At 72.3% G+C, this 16,337-nt stretch carries 17 protein-coding genes; 11 read left to right on the forward strand and 6 right to left on the reverse strand.

Annotation, left to right across the window (positions count from 1 at the left end):
• Positions 1-32 precede the first annotated feature (32 nt).
• On the reverse strand, positions 33-503 hold the full coding sequence (gene cynS, locus ACFC1R_RS29940; protein ID WP_375943869.1) for a cyanase: 471 nt from the start codon (positions 501-503) through the stop codon (positions 33-35).
• Between the two features lie 221 nt (positions 504-724).
• On the reverse strand, positions 725-1,342 hold the full coding sequence (locus tag ACFC1R_RS29945; RefSeq protein WP_375943871.1) for a carbonic anhydrase: 618 nt from the start codon (positions 1,340-1,342) through the stop codon (positions 725-727).
• A gap of 124 nt (positions 1,343-1,466) precedes the next feature.
• Between ACFC1R_RS29945 and cynR the strand changes: the two genes are divergently transcribed.
• Positions 1,467-2,366 (forward strand): transcriptional regulator CynR, encoded by a 900-nt coding sequence (cynR, locus tag ACFC1R_RS29950; RefSeq protein WP_375943872.1) that lies wholly within the window; start codon positions 1,467-1,469, stop codon positions 2,364-2,366.
• Positions 2,367-2,419: 53 nt separating this feature from the next.
• Here the strand turns inward: cynR and ACFC1R_RS29955 are convergent, their stop codons facing one another.
• A complete protein-coding gene (locus ACFC1R_RS29955) occupies positions 2,420-2,794 on the reverse strand; it encodes an RNA-binding S4 domain-containing protein (protein ID WP_375943874.1) in 375 nt (124 codons plus the stop codon).
• A gap of 154 nt (positions 2,795-2,948) precedes the next feature.
• On the opposite strand from ACFC1R_RS29955, the gene ACFC1R_RS29960 reads away from it, so the two are divergent.
• The gene (locus ACFC1R_RS29960) at positions 2,949-3,323 is read left to right on the forward strand and encodes a hypothetical protein (protein ID WP_375943876.1); all 375 of its coding nucleotides are present in this window, start codon (positions 2,949-2,951) and stop codon (positions 3,321-3,323) included.
• A gap of 294 nt (positions 3,324-3,617) precedes the next feature.
• Here the strand turns inward: ACFC1R_RS29960 and ACFC1R_RS29965 are convergent, their stop codons facing one another.
• Positions 3,618-4,376 (reverse strand): TetR/AcrR family transcriptional regulator, encoded by a 759-nt coding sequence (locus ACFC1R_RS29965; RefSeq protein ID WP_375943878.1) that lies wholly within the window; start codon positions 4,374-4,376, stop codon positions 3,618-3,620.
• A 118-nt stretch (positions 4,377-4,494) separates the two neighbouring features.
• Between ACFC1R_RS29965 and ACFC1R_RS29970 the strand changes: the two genes are divergently transcribed.
• From ACFC1R_RS29970 to ACFC1R_RS29990, 5 genes are all read left to right on the forward strand, one after another.
• The gene (locus tag ACFC1R_RS29970) at positions 4,495-6,114 is read left to right on the forward strand and encodes a cytochrome bc complex cytochrome b subunit (protein WP_375943880.1); all 1,620 of its coding nucleotides are present in this window, start codon (positions 4,495-4,497) and stop codon (positions 6,112-6,114) included.
• A 46-nt stretch (positions 6,115-6,160) separates the two neighbouring features.
• Complete coding sequence (locus ACFC1R_RS29975) at positions 6,161-6,628, forward strand: PPOX class F420-dependent oxidoreductase (RefSeq protein ID WP_375943882.1); 468 nt, start codon at positions 6,161-6,163, stop codon at positions 6,626-6,628.
• A gap of 264 nt (positions 6,629-6,892) precedes the next feature.
• The gene (locus tag ACFC1R_RS29980; protein WP_375943884.1) at positions 6,893-7,828 is read left to right on the forward strand and encodes an alpha/beta fold hydrolase; all 936 of its coding nucleotides are present in this window, start codon (positions 6,893-6,895) and stop codon (positions 7,826-7,828) included.
• A 115-nt stretch (positions 7,829-7,943) separates the two neighbouring features.
• Positions 7,944-9,215 carry a glycosyltransferase gene (locus ACFC1R_RS29985; RefSeq protein ID WP_375943886.1) on the forward strand — a complete coding sequence of 424 codons (1,272 nt, stop codon included), beginning with the start codon at positions 7,944-7,946 and terminating at the stop codon, positions 9,213-9,215.
• Positions 9,216-9,388: 173 nt separating this feature from the next.
• Positions 9,389-10,714: a wax ester/triacylglycerol synthase domain-containing protein gene (locus tag ACFC1R_RS29990; protein ID WP_375943888.1), complete on the forward strand. Its 1,326-nt coding sequence runs from the start codon at positions 9,389-9,391 to the stop codon at positions 10,712-10,714.
• An 85-nt stretch (positions 10,715-10,799) separates the two neighbouring features.
• Here the strand turns inward: ACFC1R_RS29990 and ACFC1R_RS29995 are convergent, their stop codons facing one another.
• Together ACFC1R_RS29995 and ACFC1R_RS30000 are read right to left on the reverse strand one after the other, a co-directional pair.
• The gene (locus ACFC1R_RS29995; protein ID WP_375943890.1) at positions 10,800-11,168 is read right to left on the reverse strand and encodes a DUF4180 domain-containing protein; all 369 of its coding nucleotides are present in this window, start codon (positions 11,166-11,168) and stop codon (positions 10,800-10,802) included.
• Positions 11,169-11,266: 98 nt separating this feature from the next.
• Positions 11,267-11,710 carry a helix-turn-helix domain-containing protein gene (locus tag ACFC1R_RS30000; protein WP_375943891.1) on the reverse strand — a complete coding sequence of 148 codons (444 nt, stop codon included), beginning with the start codon at positions 11,708-11,710 and terminating at the stop codon, positions 11,267-11,269.
• A gap of 140 nt (positions 11,711-11,850) precedes the next feature.
• On the opposite strand from ACFC1R_RS30000, the gene ACFC1R_RS30005 reads away from it, so the two are divergent.
• The 4 genes from ACFC1R_RS30005 to ACFC1R_RS30020 all read left to right on the forward strand — a co-directional run bounded on the left by ACFC1R_RS30005 (position 11,851) and on the right by ACFC1R_RS30020 (position 16,227).
• The gene (locus ACFC1R_RS30005) at positions 11,851-12,492 is read left to right on the forward strand and encodes a TetR/AcrR family transcriptional regulator (RefSeq protein WP_375943893.1); all 642 of its coding nucleotides are present in this window, start codon (positions 11,851-11,853) and stop codon (positions 12,490-12,492) included.
• Between the two features lie 151 nt (positions 12,493-12,643).
• Positions 12,644-13,390 carry a VC0807 family protein gene (locus ACFC1R_RS30010; RefSeq protein ID WP_375943895.1) on the forward strand — a complete coding sequence of 249 codons (747 nt, stop codon included), beginning with the start codon at positions 12,644-12,646 and terminating at the stop codon, positions 13,388-13,390.
• Between the two features lie 52 nt (positions 13,391-13,442).
• Positions 13,443-14,897 carry an FAD-dependent monooxygenase gene (locus ACFC1R_RS30015; RefSeq protein WP_375943897.1) on the forward strand — a complete coding sequence of 485 codons (1,455 nt, stop codon included), beginning with the start codon at positions 13,443-13,445 and terminating at the stop codon, positions 14,895-14,897.
• A 295-nt stretch (positions 14,898-15,192) separates the two neighbouring features.
• A complete protein-coding gene (locus tag ACFC1R_RS30020; protein ID WP_375943899.1) occupies positions 15,193-16,227 on the forward strand; it encodes a hypothetical protein in 1,035 nt (344 codons plus the stop codon).
• Positions 16,228-16,337 lie beyond the last annotated feature (110 nt).

Genomic DNA, 16,337 nt, shown 5'->3' on the forward strand with positions numbered 1-16,337 from the left:
TGCGCGGCCCACCCACCCATTCACCGGATACGTCAGAACGGCTTGGTGGGAAGGTACTTGCCGTCCAGGGTGATCACGGCGCGCTCGCCGCCCTCGGGGTCGGCGACCTTCTTCACATCGAGCTTGAAGTTGATCGCGCTGATGATGCCGTCGCCGAACTGCTCGTGCACCAGGGCCTTGAGAGTGGTGCCGTAGACCTGGAGCATCTCGTAGAAGCGGTAGATGGTCGGGTCGGTGGGGATGCCGCCCGGGATCGAGCCGCGGGTCGGGATCGTCTGCAGCAGCATCACCGCGTCGTCGTCCAGGCCCAGCAGCTCGGCGACGGCCTTGGCCGCGGCCTCGGGCAGGGCGTGCTGGCCCAGCAGCGCGGCGGTGACGAAGGCGACCGACAGGCCGGTGACGTCGGCGATCTGCTGCCAGGAGAGATCCCGGCGGGTCTTGGCCTCGACGGCTGCGACGGCCAGGTTCTGGCGGGCGGTGGGGTCGAACTGGGCGTGCACCATGGCAGAGGTGTCCTTTCGTGGATGCCGGTTCCGGGGATCGGGCCCGGCGTGGTGGCGGGTACTGCGGGACGGCCGATCTGTGGGACGGCCGGTACTGCGGGTGGCGGGTACTGCCCGGCGGGAGGCCCCGCGCGGTGTCGGGCCCGGTGCGGGCCGGTCCCGGCCTACCGCCGGGTCAGGCATGCGCTCCTGGCCCGCAGGGAAGCCGGGCCCGCCGGGTGTCAGGCCGCGAGGACGGCTGCGCGGCCGGCCGCGGGGTCGAGCTGCTCGACCCGTCCGGTGCCGATGTCGTAGACCCAGCCGTGCAGGTCGACCGTGTGCTGCGCCAGGGCCCGGGCCACCGAGGGGTGTGTGGCCAGGTTGGCCAGCTGCGCGAGCACGTTGTCCCGGACCAGGGCGGCCACCCGGTCGGTACCCACAGCGTCGTCGTCGGTGGCGGTGGTGCGGGCCAGGGCCGCCTCGGCGTGGCGCAGCCAGGCGGCGACCGCGGGTGCCCCGGTCAGGTCGTGGCCTTCGGCGAGGGCGGTCATGGCGCCGCAGGCGGAGTGCCCGCAGACGATGACGTCGCGTACGCCCAGGACGGCCACGGCGTACTCGATGCTCGCCGCGACCCCGTCGGCGCCCGGCGCGTGGGCCGGTACGAGGTTGCCTGCGGTTCGGATGACGAACAGCTCGCCCGGCTCGCGCTGGGTTATCAGTTCCGGCAGGACGCGGGCGTCGGAGCAGCTGATGAACAGCGTGCCCGGGCGGTGAGTGGTGGCGAGGTGCTCGAAGAGCGGCGCCTTTGCGGGGAACACGTCCCGCTGAAAGCGCGCGAGCCCTTCCGTGAGGTCTTGCATGGTCACTCCCTTCGGTGGGTGTCCGCCCCGTGGGGCTGACGAGATCCACCATGCATGAACTGCATCTATAGTGTCCAAGAGCTATTGTCCATGGTTTCTATCGATCCCATCTATAATCGGGCTCATGGCTCTGGAACTGCGTCACCTGCGCTATCTCCTCGCGGTGGCCGAACACGGCAACTTCACCCGCGCCGCCGAGGACCTGCGGATCTCCCAGCCGACCCTGTCCCAGCAGATCAAGCAGCTGGAACGCACCGTCGGCGTGCAACTGCTGGACCGCTCCGGACGGGCCGTGCGCCCGACCGACGCCGGCCTCGCCTACCTGCACTACGCCCGGCGCGCCCTCCAGGACCTCGCCGCCGCCGAACGCGCCGTCCACGACGTGCAGGACCTCTCCCGGGGCAGTGTGCGGCTGGCGATGACACCCACGTTCACCGCCTATCTGATCGGCCCCCTCGCCGAACTCCTCCACGCCCGCCATCCCGGAATCTCCCTGGACGTAAGGGAGATGACGCAGGATCAGCTGGAGGCTGGGCTGCTGGCCGACGAACTCGACCTCGGCATCGCCTTCCACCGGCCCCATCCGCCGGGAATCACCGGCACCGACCTGTACGCCGAGACCCTCAGTCTCGTCGTCGGCACCTGCCACCCCTGTGCCGACCGCACCGAGCCGCTACCGGTACGAGAACTCGACCGGCACCCCCTGGCCCTGCTCAGCGGCGACTTCGCCACCCGGGTCCACATCGACGCCTACCTCGCCCGGCACGGCGCGACGCCACGGACGATGGTGGAGGCCAACTCGATCAGCGCCCTCACCGAGATCGTCCAGCACACCCCCCTCGCCACCGTGCTGCCCGACGCCATCGCGCACCACCACCCGCAGCTGCGCCCCGTCCCGCTGGAGCCCGCCCTGCCGGCGCGCACGGTCACCCTGCTCCACCGGGAGACGGCCTACCGGAGTGCTGCCGTCCGCGCCTTCACCGAGCTGGCCTGCCGCTGGGCCGAGGGGCGGGACCCCCGCTGAACCCGCTGTGGCCGACAGGGCGGTGGGGCGGACGGGCGGTGGGGCGGCGGCCGTCACTGACTGCGCAGTCGCTCCAGGTCGCGCCGGTCGCGCTTGGTGGGCCGCCCGGTGCCCCGGTCGCGCAGGCCGACCGAGGCGGCCTCCTCGCGGGCGGGCGGGGGCGGGCTGTTGTCCACGAAGCACTCGGCGGCGACTCCCGCGCCGACCCGCTTGGCGATCACCCGTGAGACGACCACGATCCGCTCCCGGCCCTCGTGCTGGAGCCGCACCTCGTCCCCGGGCCGGACCAACTGTGCCGGTTTGACGCGCGTGCCGTTGACGCGGACGTGCCCCGCCCGGCAGGCGGTCGCTGCCAGTGAGCGGGTCTTGGTCAGCCGGACCGACCAGATCCAGCTGTCGACGCGTACGGTTCCCTCGTCCGATGTCATACCTCCGACCCTATGCCCCGGCGGGCCCTGCGCTCCGGTGGGCCCTGCGCCCCGGTTCGCACGGACATGCGGGAGGGCCCCGACGGCCACGGCGGCGGAAGCGGTGCGGGCGAGTCCCCGGAGGTGCCGGGCCGGCGGCCGTTACCTTTCCTTCGTGACGAACCATCAGCCGGATGCCGATCCGGACGCGACCATCGCCCGCACCGCCGTCCACGAGTACCTCACCGCGCGCTCGGAGCACTGGCGGCAGCTCGCCATCGCCACCCGCGACCCCGACCGGCAGGCGACCTATCACGCCGCCGAGAACCGGCTGACCCGCTGGCGCGAGCAGGGGGTGCTGGACAGTTGGGTGGCCAACGACGTTCTCGAGGCCGCCAAGCAGAACGCGGCCCGCGAGCACCGCGAGGCGCTGGCCACGCCGGTCGGCAGCGCCGTGAGCGAGGCCGCGCTCCAGCGGGTGCAGGCGATCCGGCGATGGTGCCGCGCGCAGGGCTATGTCCTGGGTGACGACGTGACCGAAGGGGAGTGAGGGCGCCGCGCGGCACCGGCCCGTCGTCCACCCGCGTGAGGGCCGGGGGATCGGGGGAGGGTGACCGCCGGGTCGATCCGCTCCGGCGGACCCGTGCGTGGTCCGACCGCCGGGTCGATCTGCTCCGGCGGACCCGTGCGTGGTCCGACCGGTGGCTCGGCGGCCAGGCACCGGAGCGGGCGCGGTAGCGGGAGCACCCGGAGCGCCGAGGAGCGGGCAGCCCCCGGGCGTCGCCGCGCGCGGTCGGCCGGCTGCCGGGGCGGGGGAGCCGGAGCAGCGGCGGCCGGTGTCCGATCAGCCGTCGATCTCCCAGACGCCGGTGAAGACCTCGTCCAGTTCCTCCTGTCGGGCGGGCAGTCCGGGGAGCGGCTGCGGCGGCCCGGCGCGGAAGGAGTCGAGGACGAGGGCGAGGTAGCGGCGCCAGGCTTCGGGGTGGACCGAGGCGAAGGCGGGGACGGCGCGGCAGATCGGTCCCATCACGACCAGCAGGTCGATCGGGGTGACGTCGGTGCGCAGGGTGCCCTGCTGCTGGGCCCGGGTGACCAGGGCGGAGACGGTCCGGGTGTTGCGCTCGATGGTGTCGGCGAGCGCCTTGACGTCCGGGTTGCTCATGGTGACCAGGTCGTTGATGCCCCGGTCGGCGGCGACCAGGGCGAAGACCCGCTCGAAGTAGCGGGTCAGCGCGGTCCAGGCGTCCTCGATCCGCAGCACCTCCTCGGCGGCGTCCGCGAGCCCGGCCAGCGCCTCGGCGAACACCTCCTCGATCAGTGAGTCCCTGGTCGGGAAGCGCCGGTAGAGGGTCGCGTTGCCGACGCCGGCCCGGCGCGCGATCAGGTCCAGCGGTGCGCCGAGGCCCTGTTCGGCGAACACCTCGCGGGCGGCGGCCAGCAGCAGCTCCCGGTTGCGTTGCGCATCCCGCCGCAGGCCCGTGGACGCGGCGCCGGGCCCGGTTCCCGTGGCGGTCGACGCGGTGCCCGGCCGTCCTGCGGTCCCCTTCCGCCCTCCCCCCGTGGTGCCGGGGTGAGGTGCCTGTCCGTCGGTGCGCTCTGCCATGGCACGACCCTAACAGCATGCGGGGACTGCTCCCCGGTTACGGTAGAGTCCGCTTCGGAACCGGGGAGAAGTCCCCGTTTTGATCCTGCTGTGTTCCCTAGATCGACAGGGGTGTGTGATGCCTTCAACCCGGACGGCCTCGCGCGGCGTCAGGGCCGCCGACTGGGCGGACGGCCGACTGGGGGTCTACTCCCTCGCCCGCGCCAACCTGCGCAAGATCTTCCCGGACCACTGGTCCTTCATGCTGGGTGAGATCTGCCTCTACAGCTTCGTCATCATCATCCTCACGGGTGTGTACCTGACGCTGTTCTTCAAGCCGAGCATGGCCGAGGTGGTCTACCACGGCCCGTACGCGCCGCTCGACGGCATCCGGATGTCGGAGGCGTACGCCTCGACCATGAACATCAGCTTCGAGGTGCGCGGCGGGCTGCTGATCCGTCAGATCCACCACTGGGCCGCGCTGGTGTTCGTGGCCGCGATGTTCGTGCACATGATGCGGGTCTTCTTCACCGGGGCGTTCCGCAAGCCGCGCGAGATCAACTGGGTCTTCGGCTTCCTGCTGCTCTTCCTCGGCATGCTGGACGGCTTCTTCGGCTACTCGCTCCCCGACGACCTGCTGTCCGGTACGGGGATCCGCTTCATCGAGGGAACCATCCTGGCGCTGCCGCTGGTGGGCACCTACGTGCAGATGTTCCTGTTCGGTGGCGAGTTCCCGGGCACCGACATCGTGCCGCGCTTCTTCACCCTGCACGTGCTGCTCATCCCGGGCGTCATGCTGGGCCTGCTGGTGGCGCACCTGATCCTGGTCTTCCACCACAAGCACACCCAGTGGGCGGGCCCGGGCAGGACCGAGAAGAACGTCGTCGGCATGCCGCTGATGCCGGTCTACACGGCCAAGGCCGGCGGGTTCTTCTTCCTGGTCTTCGGCATCATCGCGGTCATCTCCGCGATCGCCACGATCAACCCGATCTGGGCGTACGGCCCCTACCGTCCCGACCAGGTGTCCACCGACGCCCAGCCGGACTGGTACATGGGCTTCGCCGAAGGACTGATCCGCGTCATGCCGGGCTGGGAGGTCCGGGCCCTGGGCCACACCCTCAACCTGGGCATCCTCGTCCCCTTCCTGCTCTTCCCGCTGGTACTCGGCGCGATCGCGGTCCACCCCTTCATCGAGGCGTGGATCACCCGCGACACCGGCGAGCGGCACCTGCTGGACCGGCCGCGCAACGCACCCGTCCGGACCGCGCTCGGCGCCGCCTGGATCAGCCTCTACCTGGTCCTGCTGGCGGGCGGCGGCAACGACCTGTTCGCCACCCACCTGCACCTCTCGCTCAACGCGATCACCTACGCGGTGCGGATCGGCGCCTTCGCGGTGCCGGTCGCCGTCTTCGTGATCACCAAGCGGTGGTGCCTCGGCCTCCAGCGCCGCGACCGGGACAAGGTGCTGCACGGCCGCGAGAGCGGAATCATCAAGCGCCTGCCGCACGGTGAGTTCGTCGAGGTCCACCAGCCGCTGACGCCGGAGCAGTTGCACCGGCTGACCGCGCACCGGCAGCACCGGCCGCTCGAACTGCCGTCCCGGACCGACGGGAACGGCGTCGCGCGGAAGGCCGGACCGCTCACCCGGACCCGGGCCCGGCTCTCCGCGGCGTACTTCGGGCCCGGCGGCCAGACGGCCAAACCGACCCCGGCCGAGTACCGCGAGCTCGCCGGCGGACAGCACTCGAACACCCACTGATCCCGGACGCCCCCCGGACCACCTCGGATGATCTCGGAGCTGTGACATGACGACGACAGTGCTCCACGGGGAACCGGCCGTTCGGCGCCGGACCGCGCAACTGGCGGCCCAGCGGCACCTGTTGCTCACCGGCGCGGACGGCACGCCGCTGACCGCCCCGACCTGGGTGGTTGCGGACGGCACGGCGCTCGGGCTCTGGCTGCCGGCCGACAGCCCGGCCGTCCGGCAGGTGTCGCGCCGCCTGCGGGTGTTCGTCCTCCCGTGCGACGGCCACGGCAGCCCGACCGGCGCCCGGACGCCTGCCCGCGCCGTCCTCTGCGACCCGGACACCACGGCACGCTACCGGACCTCGCTGATCAACAAGTACGGCCTCACCGCCCTGCTCCGGCTGGCCCGCAGCCGCCTGCGGAGCGGCCTGGACGGCACCGTCGGCATCCGGCTCACCCTGGTCGGCCGGGAGAGCCTGCCGGGCGCCGGACCCTGGCGGCCGTCGGGCTGGTACAGCCTCAACTAGGGTGCGGCCCGGGCCGATCCCGGTGGTGCGGGAACCGTGCGAGCAGTCCCGCCGCGCTGCGGCGGGGCCGCTCGTGCGGCTCCCGGCCGGCACCGCCCGGATTCACCATTTGGTGGTAAGCACCCGGCGTTCTGCGCGCCGCGGGCATGGCCGACCGTAGGCTCTGATAGTCAGTCAGTCGCCGCGCCCACGGTTATCTCCGGTGCGGCCCACGCCTCTTCGCGCATCGGCGCGGGTGGATGTCCTGACAGAAACGAGGTCTTCGTGTCACTGGCAGCCCCGTCCTGTGCCGTCGTGCGCTCCACCGCCTTCCCGGCCGAGGTGTCGAGCCACCGATGGCAGGGGTACCACTGCGAGTCGCGGCTGGTGCGGACGAGCGCGCCGCGCATCGCACCGGTGCTGCTGATCGGCGGCGCGTTCCAGACCAAGGAGACCTGGGGCCGGTTCGAGCGCGAGTTCCTCGAACACGCGGACGTGCTCACGGTGGATCCACCCGGCTGGGGAGCGGGTGGAGTCCTGCCCGACCGGTACGGCGCCGACTTCCTCGCCGACGCCCTGGGCCACATGCTGGACGAGACCGGGCTGCCGCCCGCCAACATCGTCAGCGGCTCGTACGGCACGGCCATCGCCTACCGGCTGGCGCAGCGCCACCCGGAGCGGGTCCGGCGGATAGTGCTGATCGGCACCATGACGTCCATCCCCGAGCACGCCCGGATCTCGATGCGCCGGACCATGGACTTCCTGGCCGCACGGCAGATGCAGGAGTTCGCCGAGGCGTCCGTCGAGGTGCTGATGAACACCGACGGCGTCGCGTCCGTCACCGCCGGGGCCCGGGTCCGCCGGTTCCTGCTGCGCCGACTGCTCAACCTGGCGGCGGACGAGGTCGAGCAGACCTTCGCCAACACCCACCGCCTGCTCAAGCACGAGATGGTCGACCCGACCCGGGCCCCGGCCGTGCCGGTCCTGGTCACCACCGGTGAGCACGACACCTTCACCACGCCGGACCTGTGCCGGGCGCTGGCCGCCACCTGCACGGACAGCTGGTTCGCGGAGGTGGCCGACGCCGACCACATGCTGCACCTGGAGCGGACCGCCGAGGTCGCCGACCTGGCCACCCGGTTCCTGGCGGGGGAGTCCCTGACCGGGCTCGCGTACTGCCGGAGCGTCGAGCGGATCTCCCGGCCCGGTGGACTCCGCTGAGCGGACCCGGCAGCCCGTAACCGGCACGGTCCCCGGATCGTTGGCAGACGACGGTTCAGCCGGGCCCGTCCGGAGTCCGTCGGTTCCGTCGATCGGCAGCAGGAGGCCCACGGGAATGCGTATCCAGCTCATCACGGTGGGCACGATGGGCTCGGTCGCGCCGTACACCGGCCTCGGGCACCGGCTCGCGGACGAGGGCCACGAGGTGGAGATCGTCACCCATGCGAAGTTCGCCGGGGTGGTGGGCTGTTGCGGTCTGCGGATGCGCCCGCTGGCAGCGGACCCGTTCGAGGCGCTGATCGGGGCGCACAGCCGTCTCCAGGGCGCACAGGGCTCGGGGGGCGCCCCCGGTTCGCTCGGCGCGCTCCGCGCGCTGTGGTCGCTCCGGAGCGCCACCGGGCTGGCCACCCTCGGGCTCGTCGACGGGATCCTCGACGCCGTGGACCCCAGGGCGGACCTGATCCTGCTGTCCACGCTCGCCGCCCCGATCGGCGCCCCGATCGCGGAGTACCACCGGATCCCGAGCATCGGGGTCTTCCTCCAACCCGAGGTTCCCACCAGGGAGTTCGCGCCGTGCGCGACGGCCTGGCGGCCACCCGGGCGGGCCAATCTGCTGCGCGGCCGGGCGGCCAACGCCCTGGTCGACAGCCTCTACGCCGCCGCCCGCCGCCGCCTGCACACCCGGCTCGGACTCACCCACCGCAGCGGCCGCCGCCTGCGCAGCGCGCGCGAGCGGAACCGGTGGCCGATCTGGCACGGGTACAGCCCCTGCGTCGTCCCCCGCCCGGCGGACTGGCGGCCGGGGCTGCACGTGGCCGGCTACTGGTGGCCGCACGAGTGCCCGAACTGGCAACCACCCGCGCTGGTGGCCGACTTCCTCGCGGCCGGACCACCCCCGGTGCTGATCGGCTTCGGCAGCACGATGCCCGGCGACCCGCGACGGCTCGGCGAGATCGCGGCCCGCGCGCTGCGGCAGGCCGGGCTGCGCGGCATCGTCCAGTCCGGCTCGGTCGGGCTCTCCGTGGTCGACGACGACGTGATCACCGTCGGAGCCCTGCCGCACGGCTGGCTGATGCCGCGCACGGCCGCCGTGGTCCACCACGCCGGGGCCGGCACCACGGCCGCCGCCCTGCGCGCGGGCGTGCCCGCCGTGCCCGTACCGGTGATGACCGACCAGCCCTGGTGGGCGGCCCGACTGGTCCAACTGGGCGTCAGCCCGCAGGTCCTGCCCTGTACCGAACTCACCGCCGGGCGGCTGGCCGCGGCCCTGGGCCGGGCGACCGGGGACGCCGGCTTCGCCAGGCGCTCGGACGCTCTCGCCGCCCGGCTGGCGGACGAGGACGGCTCCGGTGCGGTCGCCCGCGCGGTCGCCGAACTCGCCCGCTGAACTCATCGACCCTGCGGCCGCCGTGGCTACCAGGACCGTTGCGGCTGCCGGGGTCGTCACGGCCGTTGCGGCTGCCGGAGCCGTCACGACCTGCCAGGGCGGCGGCACCAGCTCCGGCTGCTACCGGCGTGCGGACAGAACTCCCGAGCCCCCCACCGACAGAGGACACCGCTGTGACACCACACGCGCCCCTGCGTACACCCCTGCCGGGCGCCCGGACGGTGAGCGGCACCGCCATGCCGCCGCAGGACGCCTGGTTCCACCGGCAGCAGAGCAGCGGCGCGGCCTGCATGACGGTCGCGGTCCTCGCCTGGTTCGACGGCCCGGCGCCGACACCGGCCGCCCTGCGCGACCTGGTGCGTGAACGCCTCCAGCCGTACGAACGCCTGCGCCTCAGAGCCGCTCCGACCACTCCGCCGAGCTGGCCGTGCTGGATCCCCGAGGCCGAGTTCGATCCCGAGCACCACGTCGGCTCGGAACTCCACGCGACCACCCCGGCTGCCTCCGCCGGGGAGCTGATCGCCCGGCCGCTCGACCCGGACCGGCCACCGTGGCAGCTGCACCTGCTGCCCGCGGACCCTGCCGACCGAGCCGGCCCCGTCGGTGCCTCCACCGGCGACGGCTTCGCGCTGCTGCTCCGTGCCCACCACGCCCTGCTGGACGGGAGCTCCCTGATCGCGGTGGTCCGTGCCCTGCTCGACGGGCCGACCGGGCAGCCTCCGTTGTGCCCCGAATTCCGCTCCCGGCGGCGGTCCTTGGCCACACGTGGCCGCGAACTCGCCTGGTCCGTGGCGGATCTGCTGCCCCGGGCCCGCCCGCTGCCGTTCCACGGCCCCGTCGGACCTGGGCGAGCGGTCGCCTTCGGCCGGATCGCGAGGGACGAACTCGACGCCGCCCGGCTTGCGTTGTCGCCGGAGCGGGCCTCCAGCAACGCGGTGTTCCTGGCCGCGACCGCAGGAGCCCTGCGGACCCTCGGGCTCACCGGGCGGGTGCCGCAGCTCCCCGGCGTCTGCGCGATGGTGCCCGTCGACGTACGCACCGCCGCCGAAACGTCCCTGCTGGGAAATCGCTACGCCACCGTACGGGTACCGCTGCCCGCGCTGCGACAGCCGCAGCTGCGGCTCGCCGCCGTGCACGGCCTCACCCGGCGCGAGGTGCTCAAGCAACGAGCCGTCGCCCAGGCCGAGTTGGTTGCCCGGCAGCCGCTTCGGTACACCCCGTTGGGTGCTGCCCTGGGCCGGTACGTCGACTCGCCCCGGTACTTCTCCGTCCTGTGCAGCAGCGGGGCGACGTACGCGAGCCGTCTCACCCTCGGCCCCGCGTCCTTCATCGCCCTCGCCGGACTGCCGCCGCTGGGTCCCGGCCATCCGCTGGCGGTGACCATGTTCCACCACGACGCCACCGCGGTGGTGACCACCGTCGCCGGTCACCGCCACCGGCATCTGGCGGCCCCGCTCACCGAGTTGATCCACGAGGAGATCCGCATCCTCGGCCGCTGACCCCGTCCGTGTCGCAGCAGGCGCGGTGACCGTGGCCGTCGACAGCTGCAGGGCGGGCCGCCGCCGCCCAGGTCGACGTACGGGCTCAGTCCTGGGTGAGCCGGGTGCGCAGGGCTTCGACGTCGGGCACGAACCAGAGTTGGGTGCCCCGGTTGCTCTCGCGGACGAAGTCCCGCAGCGCGGTGCTGGCGTCCACGTGGTGCGAGATGTCCCCGACGATGGCGAGTTTGAGCCGGTAGGTGGCGAACTTCTGGACGATGTCACCCGCGATGCGGGTGCGGAGCCGGAAGAAGCCGTCCGTGAGCCGGTCGACCGGGACCGCGACCCAGTCGGCGCCGAGGCCGAGTCCTTCTCCGATCACATCGGTCGCGGTGCGCTCGTCGCGCAGTGGTGTGCCGTCGGACGAGCAGACGAGGACGGGCGTGGTGCCGAGGTTCTGGAGTGTGTCGGGCATCCGGGTTGCGTTCCTTCCGGAGGGAGCGGGACGGCGGGAGAGCAGGACGGGGAGAGCGGGAGCGTGGCGGAGCAGGACGGCGGCAGTGCGGATGCCGGTCATTCCGGTTGCTCGAGCACGGTGTTGATGACCTTCAACAGGTCGGCCGCGGTGTCCAGGCCGCCCAGGACGATGATCTTGAGGGAGGCCCGTTCCTCGTCGTAGACGGTCTCGACGCGCAAGCGGTCGCCGGTCCCGCCGCCGTGCCGCCCCATGGCGACGGCCATCACCGTGTTGGTCAGGCGGGTCGTCGCCTCGGGACCGATCGCGTCGATCTGCACGATGCCGGACACCTCGGCGTGGCGCGTCCTCCGGGCGGGGGAGGGGGCGGGAGTGCCGGTGAACGCCTCCAGGTCCTCGCGCGCGATCCGGTACTGCTTGCCGACCCGGGTCGCCTTCAGCCGTCCGTCCCGCACGTAAGTCCGAATGGTTCTGACGTGCAGCCCTAGCAGGCTCGCCACCTGATCCACCGAGTAGTAGGGCTGCTGCACCATGCCGTCCATCCCGTCCCGGCCCTCGATCGAGCCGCGTAGCTACCTTATTTGTCCCTAACGTTACACCAGACAGGGACTGATAGATGCGTATGAGGAGTCGCTTCTCACCGCTCTTGCTCAGCTGAGCAAGAAGTCCTACAGTATTGCTCATGCAAGCAAGGATCAGTTCGGACGAGCAAAAAGGTGCCCGGGCGGGCAGGACCTTCACCGAGTCGGCGCGGCGGACGCAGATCGTGCAGGCCGCCATCGAGGTGATCGCGGACGTCGGTTACGCGAAGACCTCGTTCGCGAAGATCGCCAAGCAGGCCGGTCTGAGCAGCACGGGGATGATCTCGTACCACTTCAAGGGCAAGGACGACCTGATGCACGAGGTCGTCGTCGAGGTGATGCGGGTGGCCGAGGCGTACATCGTCGACCGGATGGCGGAGGCCGACGGGTACCGAGGGCGGCTGCGCGCCTACATCGAGTCGAACGTCGCGCTGCTGGCGGCCTTCCCCAAGTACCTGCCCGCCCTCACCGAGGTGGTGACCCACCTCAAGGGGGACGATCCGCACCGGATAGGGTTCGCCGGCACCCTGAAGTCGATCATGGACGTTCAGGAACACCAGATGCGTGCGGCTCAGCAGGCGGGGGAGTTCAGGGACTTCGACGTCCGGGTGATGGTCACGGCGCTCCGCGGCGCCATCGACGGTGTGGTCGTGCGTTCGGTGGTCGACCCGGAGCTCGACATCGCCTCCTGCGGAAGCGAGTTGGCGGACATCTTCGACCTCGCCACCCGCAGCGCGCCGTAGCAGCAACGGCCGGCCGGCCGTCCTCGGCACGCACCGGCAGGAACGGCAGAGCCGGTAGGAACGGCAGAACCGGCAAGGCCGGCAGGACCTGTAGGAACACCGGAAGCAGCACGTGCGGCAGCCAGTACGCACACCACAGGGGGAGTACACCGTGAACCGGTTCGCCAAGAAGGCCCAGACCACCGACATCACAGCAGCGGCCGCCACGGACGCACAGGGGGAGACCATGGAGAAGACCGCAGCACAGGCTGCCGCACCGACGCCCGAGCAGAAGCGGAAGGCGGCCGCCGGCCGCCGGCGGCTGATCCGGTCGCTGGTCCTCGAACTGGCGCTCCCGCTGGGCGGTTACTACCTGCTGCACGGCCTGGGCATGAGCCAGTGGGCGGCCCTGACGATCAGCAGCCTGCTGGTGGTGCCCTGGCTCGTCGTCGGAATGGTCAGGCTCCGCCGGGTCGAGGCGATGCCGGTCTTCACGCTGATCCTGCTGTTCGTCGGCGCCCTGATGTCGATGGTCACCGGAGACCCCAGGACCCTGCTGATCAGGGACAGCTGGCTGATCGGTGTGCTGGGCCTGTGGGTGCTGGGCACGCTGGCGACCGAGAAGCCGTTCATGCTCACCGCCGCCCGCTCGATCGTTGCCGCGAAGATCGGCGAGGACGGCGCCCGCGAGTGGACGGGCCGGTGGAGCCACGAGCCCGAGTTCCGGCGGCACATCCGGCTGCTCACCGTCGTCTGGGGAGCGGGCTTCACGCTGGACGCCGGAGTCCGGGTGGCGCTCGCCTGCACGCTTCCGGTCGACGCGGTTCCGCTGGTCAGCTCGCTGCAGTGGCTCGTCGTGCTCGGCGTGCTCCTCGCCTTCCACTACCAGTACGTCACCCGGCACGGCCTGAAGGTCTGACGGACGTCCGCACGTCTGAGGGACCATCAGGGACACGGGCGAGGAGATGGACATGGACACGGACGTTCTCGTGATCGGAGCCGGCCCCACCGGGCTGCTGCTGGCCAACGAACTGCAACTGGCGGGCGTCGACGCCCTGGTGCTGGAGCGGCTGCCGCAACGGACCGGCCAGTCCAAGGCGTTGAACCTCCAGCCCCGCACCGCCGAGATCCTCCAGCTGCGCGGCTGGCTGGAACCGGTGATGGACCGGGCGGTGGCGACCATCCCCGGCGGGCACTTCGCCGGACTGCCGCTGGACTACGGGGTGTTCGACACCCCCTTCCCGTACCAGGTCGGCATCCCGCAGGCCAGGGTGGAGGAGTCGCTGGAGCGGCGGCTGGCGGAGTGCGGCACGCCGGTCCGGTACGGTCACGAGCTGCTGGACATCCGGCAAGCCGGCGACGGCGTGACGGCGGAGGTGGCCGGCCCGGACGGCCGGCGGCAGCTGCGGGCGCGGTACCTGGTCGGGGCGGACGGTGGACACAGCACGGTCCGCCACCTGCTGGGGGCCGCCTTCCCCGGCCGGGACGGCCGGATCTCCGCGGTGGTCGCGGACGTGCTGCTCGACGGCGGGGACGCGGCGTCCCCCGAATGGCGGCTGCCGGACTTCGAGCCCGACGAGAACGGTGTCTCGTTCCTGCTCCCGCTCGGTGACGGCGTGTACCGCCTGCTCTTCGCCGGCCCGGCGCAGCAGGGGGTCGAACGGTCCGCCCCGGTCGGCGAGGACGAGGTGCGTGCCGCCCTGCGGCTGCACCACGGTGACACCGTACGGCTGCGCGAGGTGCGGTGGGCGTCCCGGTTCACCGACGCCTCCCGGCAGGTCGAGCAGTACCGGGCCGGCCGGGTGCTGCTGGCCGGGGACGCCGCCCACATCCACCTCCCGGCGGGCGGCCAGGGGCTGAACCTCGGCATGCAGGACGCCTTCAACCTCGGCTGGAAGCTCGCCGCCGAGCTGCACGGCCGGGCGCCGGAGGGGCTGTTGGACAGCTACCACGACGAACGCCACCCGGTGGGCGCCAGGGTGCTGGAGAACACCAGGGCCCAGGGCGTGCTCGGCGTGCCCGATCCGGACGTCCTGGCCCTGCGCGCGATCGTGGCCGAACTGCTCGCGGCGCCGGAGGGCAACCGGCGGATCGCCGGGATGATCTCCGGCCTGGACATCCGGTACCCGATGCCGGGGTCGCCCGCGCACCCGCTGCTGGGCGCGCGGCTGCCCGGTGTCGAACTCCACTCCGGACGCGGCCTGTTGCTGAACCCCGCCGGCCGTACCTCCGTCGCCGCCGCGGCTGCGCCCTGGGCGGACCGCGTGGACTGCGCGGTCCGGGCGGTCCGGGCGAAGGCCCCCGCCGGGGGCGACCTGAGCATCCTGGTCCGCCCGGACGGCTACGTCTGCTGGGTCGCCGAGAGCGGGGACGAACGGCCGGACGCCGCGCTCCGCACCTGGTTCGGAGCCCCGGCTCAGGTGTAGGGCCGCTCCGGCAGAGGCCGCTGACGTGGGCAATCACCGGTCTGCCAACCGCTCGTGGTGACAGGTGTCATGCGGATCAGGGCACACGGGTCACTGACGGTGAGTCGGGTCGGCAGGGGAAGCTGGACAGGCGGTGACGAGCGGTGCGGGCCGAGGCAGGACCGGCCGGGCCATGGGTCGGCAGGCCGGGATCAGGGCAGCACGCCATCCGCCCGACCCGTCGGCGGCGGCCCTTCCGGCCGCCTGCCCAGGACGGGCAGGGCCGGGCCGGCCGGCCCGCGAGTGACGACGAACGATGTGCGACAGGAACAGGGGACCGATCACCATGCGCGGCAAGGGCATCAACTACGACACCGGCTTCAGCCCGGTCGACGGCACCTCGCGGCCGGAGTTCTCCGCCGAGGTGGTCCGGGCGGAGATGCGGGTCATCGCGGAGGAGCTGCACTGCACGGCCGTCCGGATCTCCGGCGGCGACCCGGAGCGGTTGAGCGCGGCCGCCGAGTGCGCGGCCGAGCAGGGTCTGGAGGTCTGGTTCGCGCCCTTCCCCTGCAATATGACGATGGATCAGCTGCTGTCGTGGTTCGAGGACTGCGCCCGGCGCGCGGAGGCGGTCCGGCGCGGGGGTGCCGAGGTGGTCCTGGTCCTCGGGTGCGAACTCTCCCTGTTCGCCACGGGATTCATCCCCGGCGACACCTTCCCGGACCGGGTGGCCAACATCGCCGTCCGTGACCCCGAGCTCTTCGCGGAGTACGGCGACATCTCCGGACGGCTCAGCGCCTTCCTCGCCGCGGCGGCCGCCGCCGTCCGCCCCCACTTCGGCGGCCGGCTGAGCTACGCGGCAGGGTCGTGGGAGAACATCGACTGGACCCCGTTCGACGTCGTCGGCGTCGACGCCTACCGCAACGCGCGCCACGCCGCCCACTACCGGGAGGAGCTGCGCGCGCACTTCGCCCACGGCAAGCCGGTGGTGGCCACCGAGTTCGGCTGCTGTCCGTACCAGGGTGCCGCGGAGCGCGGCGGAATGGGCTGGACCGTCGTCGACAACGACGCACAGCCGCGCCGGGTGGTCGGCGAGGTCGTCCGCGACGAGCAGGAACAGGTGCGCTGCTTCCGGGAGTCGCTGGCGGTCTTCGAGGAGGAGGGGCTGGACGGCGCGTTCTGGTTCACCTTCGCCAACTACCACGCCCCGCACAGCGCGGACCCGCAGTACGACCTCGACCTCGGTTCGTACGGAGTGGTCACGATGCTCGACGAGGGGGGCCGCCCGGGGCTGGGCTGGCAGCCCAAGGCGGTGTTCGGTGCCATGGCCGAGGCCTACCGCGCCCGGTAGCGCCACCGCCACCGCCGACGCGACGCGATGCGACGCGGTGGAGCGTGGCGGCGGGCGGTGGAGGACCGCAGGCCCTGCCGCATCGCCCAGGGGCGGACACGGTGTCACCA

This window comes from Kitasatospora sp. NPDC056138 (assembly GCF_042264695.1).
Taxonomy (GTDB): Bacteria; Actinomycetota; Actinomycetes; order Streptomycetales; family Streptomycetaceae; genus Kitasatospora.